Here is an 8,628-nt window from a genome sequence, read left to right as displayed (position 1 = left end):
AACCGGTGGACCACCTCGGTGGGGCAGAGCAACCCACCTTCCATCAAATAATTGAAAAAGGTCACATACGATGAAACTTATAATTCAAATGCCGTGCTATAATGAAGAAGGGACACTGGCGCTCGCACTAAAAGCTCTCCCCCGCAAAGTAGACGGATTTCAAACAGTCGAATGGCTAATAATTGACGATGGTAGTACAGATGACACAGTCCAAGTGGCTATCGAAAACGGTGTTGACCACATAGTAAGACATCCACAAAATCGGGGTCTGGCTCGAGGTTTTATGACGGGCCTCGACGCCTGTCTTGAGCGTGGGGCGGACGTTATCATCAATACCGATGCAGACAATCAATACAATGCGGACGACATTCCGTTGCTAGTTCGCCCAATATTGGACAGAGTAGCCGATATAGTGGTGGGAGAACGCCCCATAGAAACCATACAACACTTCTCTCCCGTAAAGAAAATGTTGCAGAAGTTCGGCAGCTGGGTGGTTCGCGCGGCGAGTGGTACACGTGTACCAGATGCGCCAAGCGGATTTCGCGCGATCAGCAGGACAGCTGCCGAAGAATTAGTCGTGTTCAACGACTACACTTATACTCTTGAGACTATAATTCAGGCTGGTCAAAAAAATATGGCTATTACGTCTGTACCGGTCCGTGTGAATGGCGATCTCCGACCATCCCGCCTTGTAAAGAGTGTCCCTTCTTACATTCAGCGAAGCATCGGTACGATTGTTAGGATCTTCGTTGTGTACCGACCGTTTCGTTTTTTTGGTTGGCTCGGCACAATATTGTTTGCATCTGGCTTTCTTATAGGTCTCCGCTTTTTGATCCTTTGGCTGGAAGGTGAAGGATCGGGCAACATACAGTCGTTGATCTTGGCCGGTGCACTCTTGGTCATGGGTTATCAAACATTTCTCATCGCGTTTGTTGCAGACTTATTGGCGGCCAACCGTAAACTGTTGGAAGACAACCGCTCTATTCTGCGGCGCCAATTTTTTAATCGCCCTACTAGTCGGAACAACACTTCGCTATCTGAAGAGCCAATAAATGATATAGGATAGCTAAACCCGATTAGTTAATTTAGCACGCCAAGATCGAAGCGGCGAGATTGGTCCAACTCATGGTTTGTGAGTACATCCGTATTGTTGGTTCCATCGACCGGCTTAACTCATTGCTCAGCTGAGCATCTATCAGTCGGGAAAGAGCTATCGGGTCATTGGGAGGGATAACCCAACCAGTGCGACCATCCAAAACCACACCTCTGAAGCCTGGCAGATCCGAGACCACAACCGGCTTAAGGTAATGATAAGCCAAAGATACGACCGCTGAACCGGTGACTGAACGATATGGCAAGAGCACCACGTCAGATTGAGCAAAAAGGCCAGCTGCCTCTACGTCACTGACATACCTATCTATAATCTCTACACGATCTAATAGACCATGCTTCGCTATCAAGTCATCGTAGGTTTGGCGACCATCCCAAAACTCGCCAGCCACAGTCAGCTTCACATCCTCTCGCTGAGACAACGCGAGCGCTTCGATAATCGTATCTAACCCCTTGTAAGGGCGTATGAATCCAAAAAACAATAAGTGCAGCTCTGCCGTCCGTGCAGGGATTGTCTTGGCGTCCGGATAATCACTAAAAATCGGCATAGGTAAAACGACGGAGACGGCCTCGTCGTTGACCTTTTTCAGACTATCTGAGACCGCAGTGGAATGACAAATGAAGGCGTCCGCCACCCTCAGCTGGAAATTATTCACCGTAGTTTTAACAATTGATTTCTCGTGATCAGTATCGTTGTGCACAAGCAATACGATTCGCGCACCTGAGGATCGAATGCTTCGAGCAATTGCGCCAAGACATGGCGCTACGAAGAAGGTCCATGCTGGGATTATTACCAAATCCGGCTTCCATAAGCTGATATCCCTTGAAACTGAGAGCCAGCTAAAAGGGTTCACTGCATCCAAGCTAAATTCAATATCCAGTGAATCATCTGACTGAAGGTCCGAATCCCGGGAGTCAGCGCCTGGATAAAGAAACTTAGGGTACAACCGACTAAAGGAAATTACCCGCAGATCCAAATTTCTATTGCTCTTAAGTGTTCTCGCAATCTGCGTGGTGTGTCGGGCGACACCTCCTCGATAAGGCGACACTGGCCCGACCAATGCAACTCGCCTCTTGGCGGACATTTCAGTACTCAATTGCCGATCTTCCATTGTCTCAACGGGCAACAAAAATGAAATTGTTAACGTAGCCTCGCTGATACACATCATCAAGAAAGCAGGTTTGATGGGCGTCGACATCAAACGCATCCACATTTTTCAATGTGCCTTTGTCGAAGAAAAAGCCAGAATAGCCATATGATTCTATTTCTCGGAATATTTCACTAACCGGCTGGGAAACGTGTCGTTGTTCGATCTCAACCACCATGATAGGTCGACACTTCCTGATGGTTTCAGCGGCACCGCGAATAACCTGTGTTTCGTGCCCCTCCACATCAATTTTAATCATGTCGACGTCCTCAAAGCCGAACTCGTCCAACTGCTTAACTTCGACCTTCCGCACCACTGACGGGCCATCTCTCGGCTCAATAGAAGCTCGAGTGGTTCGCAAAGCACCACCGGCATCTACTGGAATATGAAATTCCAAGATCGAGTTTATATCTGACAGCGCCAAATTATGTATGTTTACGGAAGAACTAGATAGCGCTGCCAATTTTTTGGTCACCTCAGCCAAGGGCTCAAAAGCCTCCACATATTGCATTCGCCTCATGAAATAATACGAATAAATTCCGGTATTTGCGCCTACATCTAAAAAACGGCGATGACGTTTTAACAATGCTCCGGCACGGACAATCTCTTTGTCAAAACTGTTTGTCATCACGTGGTAGGCAGACCTAACGGGCAGATAATACCTGTCGGGCAGCTTCTCCGCGAAACTTGCGAGCATGTTGGTCATCATTCCAGCCTTCAATAAGTCCTGCCCACGGATCTGGATCCTCCAAGAATCCCAAACCACATAATTAAATCAGAATGGCGCACGTCACGAAAGGATACATTGAAGCACTAGTCGAATTTTCCCAAATTAGGTTATGCCAACTGCTTCTATTCAGCGCCAGTGAGGTTTTCAGCGCATGAGATTCCGCGAATTTACTTCAGGACCAACCTTTCGATTGCTCTCGAGCCTGCTGGGTGGAGGCCTCACCATCGCCTGCATCCTATACTTCTCCTTTGAGCTGCATAGAGAATTTTCCTCCGATAATCTAAATTATAACATACCCACGACCGCAGTCATGCTCTCCGGCTCGGCTTACTTAGCGAGCTATTTTTGCTTCGCAGCAAGTTGGCAGCTACTTCTGAAGGCGCTCCACGTGACAGTGCCGATCCGTTCAAACTTAGGCATTCACGCAGTGACACAGTTTGCGAAGTACCTACCTGGAAATGTCGCACACCACATAGGCCGTTTAGGTTTGACGGCTCGCGAAGGTGCGCCAGCAGGTACTGTAGCGGCGGCAATGACTCTCGAGATCCTGATGGTCATCGGGATAATGAGTCTTATTGGATTACCATTGATTCCACAGTGGTTGCATATGCTGTCCGAGAGGTCAGATGCAGCTTGGATCGTCGTGGCTTCAGCCCTTGTAGCGTGCCTAATAGGCTCCGCAATGCTTTATGCGTACCGCTGGCATCCGCGAGTTGCGGGCCTAAGAAGGCATATTGGTGCCCAACTTCCTTCGGTCGACACATGGAATTGGCAACTGGTGATAATGATTGCTGTATTGATGGGTGTCGGCGCCAATTTCGCGGGCGCCACACTGGTCGCTTTAGACACGACCTCTATGCTGGGAAGTATCCAAGGCTATGCGTATACGATTAGCCTTTACGCAGTCGCCTTCTTACTTGGCTTTCTCATGCCAGGAGCACCTGCGGGACTAGGGATCCGCGATATGATCCTTCTCGAAGGCTTATCTCCCCTTCTGGGAAGGGACACTTCTCTTCAAATTACTCTTTACGCGAGACTTATCTCCGCAACATGTGACCTGCTTGTATTTATTCTCGGCATCGCACTCTTAAGGGGAAGAGCCAGAACTCGCCCACAGATCAACCGAGATAATTAACCCACCGTTATTTTAGAACGGAAGCCAGAGCAGGTGGAATATGAAAGTTATTGAATATGAGGACTAACCCACTGCGACGTAATCCCTCAGCTAATATATCTGGATTGCAACCCAAGACCCTTATTGGTCTAAACTGGCGATCGCTTGCTCTGCATGCGGCTTGTCTACTCCTTGCTCTGACAATAAATGGGGCCATCCCGTTCTTTCTACTTTCCACACTCGGTCAGTCGATAGTCGTCGTCGGATACTCCATTTCTTTCCTCAATGATCATGTGTGGTCGATCTATCCAGTCAACATGGGATATCCGGGGAGCAGTCCCATGTCGACTTTACTCGCGCCCGCGACCGTTATGAAGGTATTTTTGTTGCTAGGAATGCACCCAGCGGACGCGTTTTCTAGTACGCTCGCCCTTTGGGTCTGTGCGGGTTACTATGCTGCTTTTAAGTTGGCGCGCCAGCTTTCTGCTAATGCAAACGTTGCAACATTATTAGCACTTCTTTGGTTTAGCTTTCCCATCGTTTGGAATTCAGCGCAGTATTCCCATCTTCATTTCGGCTTTTGTGCGCTTCCAGTATATGTTTATGCTGCCCAATTATTGGCTGACACAAGCACTACCCCAAAGCGTACCGCTATCGTCTCAGCCGGAGTTTACTTCACCACTGTGGTGATCGCTGTGTTCACCGATGGCTATTCATTCATGATGTTTGCCGTAGCATCCAGCATTCTTTTTTTGGGACAATTTGTCCAGAACCACGACGCACGCACCTATATTCTCAAATTCGTAAGTCCGGTACATCTGTTAGCCTTTGCAAGCGCTTACGTCCTTTATTCTAGTTACATTGGACAATCGGAATACAGGCCATCCGATCTTGATTTTTTTAGGGGCTGGGCACTTGATTTAACTTTTCCATTTATACCTCCAAAGGGAACTTTCTGGATTTGGGACGTGAGCGGATTAAGTGCCGTCCGAAATGAGCGGGATTATTGGGGAGATGCATCAACTTGGGTTAGCACTTTCATGCTACCACTGATCTTGGCTGTCATCTACGGAAGCTTTAAAGGTTCTCGCGGTCGAGCAAGCTTGGGAGCATTTTGGGCAATCTCATTATTTGGCTTGTACATGGCGCTAGGCCCCTCCTTGAAAGTGAATTCACATCGCCCCGACGGCGCTCCTAGGGGTATGCCAGCTAGCGCCGCATCATTTCCAACTGGCAATGCAATTCTGTCTAAACATGTGCCTGGCTTTAAAAATATGCGCGCGTCCTACAGATGGGTCGCACTGACTTATCTGGGATTGTGGCTCGCGCTCGCCTACCAGATGACAAACCAACAAAAGAGGGCGGGTCGTGAGGATATGCTAGTCTTACTAGCAGCAATTGCTCTCATGCTGCCCGACCTAGGTAAACACATTCAAAACAAAATGCATCAACGAGAGATGTTCTTTGCGATCGACAGGGATCTTCTCAAACCTCTTGCAAGTGCTGTCACACCCGAAGAGGTCGTTCTATTTGCTCCTTCTGGAAACGACTTCCTTGCAAATTACTTGGCGCCGGCACTCAATGTTCGTGCATTCAACGTCGGTGGTGATAAGAATGTAGAGGCTGCCTCAAAAAGCTGGCCTCCTACTATAGTTCAAGCAGCTACCAAGCCTATTGATGGTATGTTCAGCAAGCGGATATTAAACGCATTACTTTCCGGTGATGTGGACGTCGTAATTCTCCCTAAATTCGACATGCTCTGGGGGGCGCACTATTGGCCGATAGAACATAGCAAAGGCAAAGCATTATCTTCTCATGTTGAATTCTTGAAATCACAACCATTTCTCGCTGTTGAGGAACAAGACCATCTAGTGATAGTGCGTCTATCGGACCAAGATGGTATTTTCTCAGATGAAAAAGTATCTTCAATGTGCCTGCCTGATCGCTGCATCGAAGAACAGGATTTCAATCCAGGAAAATATCCTTCTCAGGTTGGCACAATACAAAATGGCGTTCTTTATACCGACGAACGTCGGGGGTACTTACTCTTCGGACCATACAACTATATCCGTGCAGGGAGTTATTGCATCAGAATCGACGCTGATTTGGATCGCGCAGCTGGTGCATACATAGATATCGCAAGCGATAATGGTGCAACAGTCCTAGCAAAATTTCCTCTGAAGGTCGGTTCCGATAGATCCTCCCTAGAGAAAATGCTTCTTTCGCTGGACGAGCCAGCACAACGCTTAGAATTAAGAATATTTGTTGAATCAGATACCAAACTTGCGCTGCGTTCAGTCCAACTTAAACCTACTTCTTCTGAAATCACCTGTGCTGATTGAGTCCACTTGTGAAAGTGACACGGATATCGATCACGATGCCCATGCGAAGTAACCAAAGACAGCGCTCGACCCATCCTCAGGCGAAAGTGGATCGCCAGTAGTTGATCGTGTCATCCATGGTTTGTTCGAAATCGATGGTAGGAGCCCAACCCAAGGCTTGGCGCAGGCGCTCATTGTTTCCACAGACATACGGCACTTCACTTGTTCGCATCCGTTCCGGATCCCGTTCGACTGTAACAGGCACACGGCTTTTAGCCACGAGATGATCAAGGATGGACTGGATTGTTCGAGTCTTGCCAGACGACAGATTGAAGACGCCACTTTCCGGCACGTTCTCGCCTATAGCTGCCATTGCGTAGGCCGCCACGACATCACGCACATCGAGGAAGTCCCGCTTGGCCTCGAGATTTCCGACCCTTACAACCGGTGGCTGTTCGCCGGCTTCAATCGCCGCGATCTGCTGGGCAAATGCTGGCACCACAAAGGAGGGCGGCTGCGATGGCCCAGTATGATTGAATGCACGGAAGCGGAAACAGCGAAGGCCCTCGACGGCCATCTGGGATAGCATCACATCGCAGACGGCTTTAGTTGCAGCATAAGGTGTCATGGGCTTTAGCGGCACGTCTTCCTCCACCCCTGCTGGTGTCGAGTGCGTATTGAATGCAGAACCGTAAGCTTCAGAACTACATGCGAAAATGAAGCGGCAGTCTGGTGCGTAACTGAGGACAGCCTCGGCAAGGTGCCTTGTTCCCTCGACGTTCACATCCCAGGCCCGAGACGGCTCAGAACGGGCTCGGGCCGGTTCCGAGATGGCAGCCAGATGTACCAAGGCGGACGGGGCGGACTGACTGACATCGGATAGGATGGCCGCACGGTTCCGAATATCGGTTTCGATGACACGGCCAACGCCAGCAACCGCTTGCCCCGGCTGCACGAGCCCGACCAAGCTATCTTCAGAAATGCCCAGCCGGTGCAACTCGCGAATCAGGTAGCCGCCGACAAATCCCGCGGCCCCGGTGATTAGGAGTGGTCTGTCCCGTGATGGTAGCAAGACCTTCTCCACCTAGCTCAGACGGACCAAGTCTGCATCGACCATTTCCACGATCATCTCTTCGAGTGAAATCGCGGGTTCCCAGCCGAGCTTTTCCTTGGCCTTCGTCGGATTACCGAGCAAAACGTCGACTTCCGCCGGTCGGAACAGGTCCTGATCGATGACGAGATGGTCCTCCATGTTCAGACCGGCATGCTCAAATGCAATCTTGCACATATCGCGGACCGTCGTGGTCACCCCCGTTGCAACGACGTAATCGTCGGCCACATCCTGCTGCAGCATGAGCCACATGGCGCGCACGTAATCCTTCGAATGGCCCCAGTCCCGCTTAGCGTCGATATTGCCGAGACGAAGTTCATTGGCCTTGCCGAGTTTGATCCTGGCCACGCCGTCGGTAACCTTGCGCGTCACGAACTCGATGCCGCGCAGCGGCGATTCGTGATTGAATAGGATACCGCTGGAGGCGTGCAGGTCGAAGCTCTCGCGATAGTTCACCGTGATCCAGTGGCCGTAAAGCTTTGCAACAGCATAGGGAGAACGAGGATAGAAAGGAGTCGTCTCGGACTGCATGTCTTCCTGAATCAGGCCATACATTTCCGAGGAAGAAGCCTGATAGAAACGAGCTTCCGGGGCTTCGATCCGCATCGCTTCCAGCAAGTTCGTTACACCAAGGCCCGTAACTTGGCCCGTTAGCAACGGCTGCTGCCAGGAGGATTTCACAAAGGATTGAGCGCCAAGATTGTATATTTCATCCGGCCGGATTTCCTTGATCGTGCGCAGCAGACCAGAAAGGTCGAGCAGGTCACCGTCAATCAACTCAACGTCTTTTTCAATTCCCAGCCATTTCAGGCGGATATCGTTAATTTCGGCAGTGCTGGACCGCCGCACCAGACCAGTAACACGATACCCCTTATCCAGCAGCAGAGCCGCAAGGTAAGCCCCATCCTGCCCTGTAATTCCGGTAAGGAAAGCGGTTTTCCCAGAGTCCATCATGTTTCTCCGTAAAGTTTTGTTCCGAAAGCCTTCTTCCTGCCCGTTCAAACTATGTCAATGAACGGAATGCGATCTTAGCTCGTAGCTCCGGTCTGCGTAGCAACGCGGCATTCACACGACACAAGCATCTCGATCAAAAG

At 49.9% G+C, this 8,628-nt stretch carries 7 protein-coding genes; 3 read left to right on the top strand and 4 right to left on the bottom strand.

Annotated elements, in window-relative coordinates; all coding sequences use genetic code 11:
• Positions 1-70: 70 nt before the first annotated feature.
• Complete coding sequence (locus HY26_RS12235; protein ID WP_112073738.1) at positions 71-1,066, top strand: glycosyltransferase family 2 protein; 996 nt, start codon at positions 71-73, stop codon at positions 1,064-1,066.
• A 19-nt stretch (positions 1,067-1,085) separates the two neighbouring features.
• Here the strand turns inward: HY26_RS12235 and HY26_RS12230 are convergent, their stop codons facing one another.
• Complete coding sequence (locus HY26_RS12230; protein WP_158531487.1) at positions 1,086-2,309, bottom strand: glycosyltransferase; 1,224 nt, start codon at positions 2,307-2,309, stop codon at positions 1,086-1,088.
• Positions 2,227-2,967, bottom strand: a complete 741-nt coding sequence (locus tag HY26_RS12225) for an FkbM family methyltransferase (protein ID WP_112073736.1) — start codon at positions 2,965-2,967, stop codon at positions 2,227-2,229. The genes HY26_RS12230 and HY26_RS12225 overlap by 83 nt, the downstream gene beginning before the upstream one ends.
• Positions 2,968-3,139: 172 nt before the next feature.
• Here HY26_RS12225 and HY26_RS12220 point away from each other — a divergent pair, with 172 nt between their 5' ends.
• On the top strand, positions 3,140-4,123 hold the full coding sequence (locus HY26_RS12220; RefSeq protein WP_112073735.1) for a lysylphosphatidylglycerol synthase domain-containing protein: 984 nt from the start codon (positions 3,140-3,142) through the stop codon (positions 4,121-4,123).
• Between the two features lie 320 nt (positions 4,124-4,443).
• On the top strand, positions 4,444-6,444 hold the full coding sequence (locus HY26_RS18855) for a hypothetical protein (RefSeq protein ID WP_146740218.1): 2,001 nt from the start codon (positions 4,444-4,446) through the stop codon (positions 6,442-6,444).
• A 76-nt stretch (positions 6,445-6,520) separates the two neighbouring features.
• Here the strand turns inward: HY26_RS18855 and HY26_RS12210 are convergent, their stop codons facing one another.
• Positions 6,521-7,507: a GDP-mannose 4,6-dehydratase gene (locus HY26_RS12210; protein WP_233351615.1), complete on the bottom strand. Its 987-nt coding sequence runs from the start codon at positions 7,505-7,507 to the stop codon at positions 6,521-6,523.
• On the bottom strand, positions 7,508-8,485 hold the full coding sequence (gene gmd, locus HY26_RS12205) for a GDP-mannose 4,6-dehydratase (protein WP_112073733.1): 978 nt from the start codon (positions 8,483-8,485) through the stop codon (positions 7,508-7,510).
• Between the last annotated feature and the right edge of the window lie 143 nt (positions 8,486-8,628).

It is taken from the genome of Hyphomonas sp. GM-8P, from assembly GCF_003263315.1.
Classification (GTDB): domain Bacteria; phylum Pseudomonadota; class Alphaproteobacteria; order Caulobacterales; family Hyphomonadaceae; genus Hyphomonas.
Note: the sequence above shows the minus strand (reverse complement) of the source record. Positions and strands in the feature narration are given on the sequence as shown.

Coding starts and splice junctions, on each gene's coding strand:
- HY26_RS12230 (WP_158531487.1), bottom strand. CDS start 2,309: ATGTCGACGCCCATCAAACCTGCTTTCTTGATGATGTGTATCAGCGAG.
- HY26_RS12220 (WP_112073735.1), top strand. CDS start 3,140: ATGAGATTCCGCGAATTTACTTCAGGACCAACCTTTCGATTGCTCTCG.
- HY26_RS12235 (WP_112073738.1), top strand. CDS start 71: ATGAAACTTATAATTCAAATGCCGTGCTATAATGAAGAAGGGACACTG.
- HY26_RS18855 (WP_146740218.1), top strand. CDS start 4,444: ATGTCGACTTTACTCGCGCCCGCGACCGTTATGAAGGTATTTTTGTTG.
- gmd (WP_112073733.1), bottom strand. CDS start 8,485: ATGGACTCTGGGAAAACCGCTTTCCTTACCGGAATTACAGGGCAGGAT.
- HY26_RS12225 (WP_112073736.1), bottom strand. CDS start 2,967: ATGATGACCAACATGCTCGCAAGTTTCGCGGAGAAGCTGCCCGACAGG.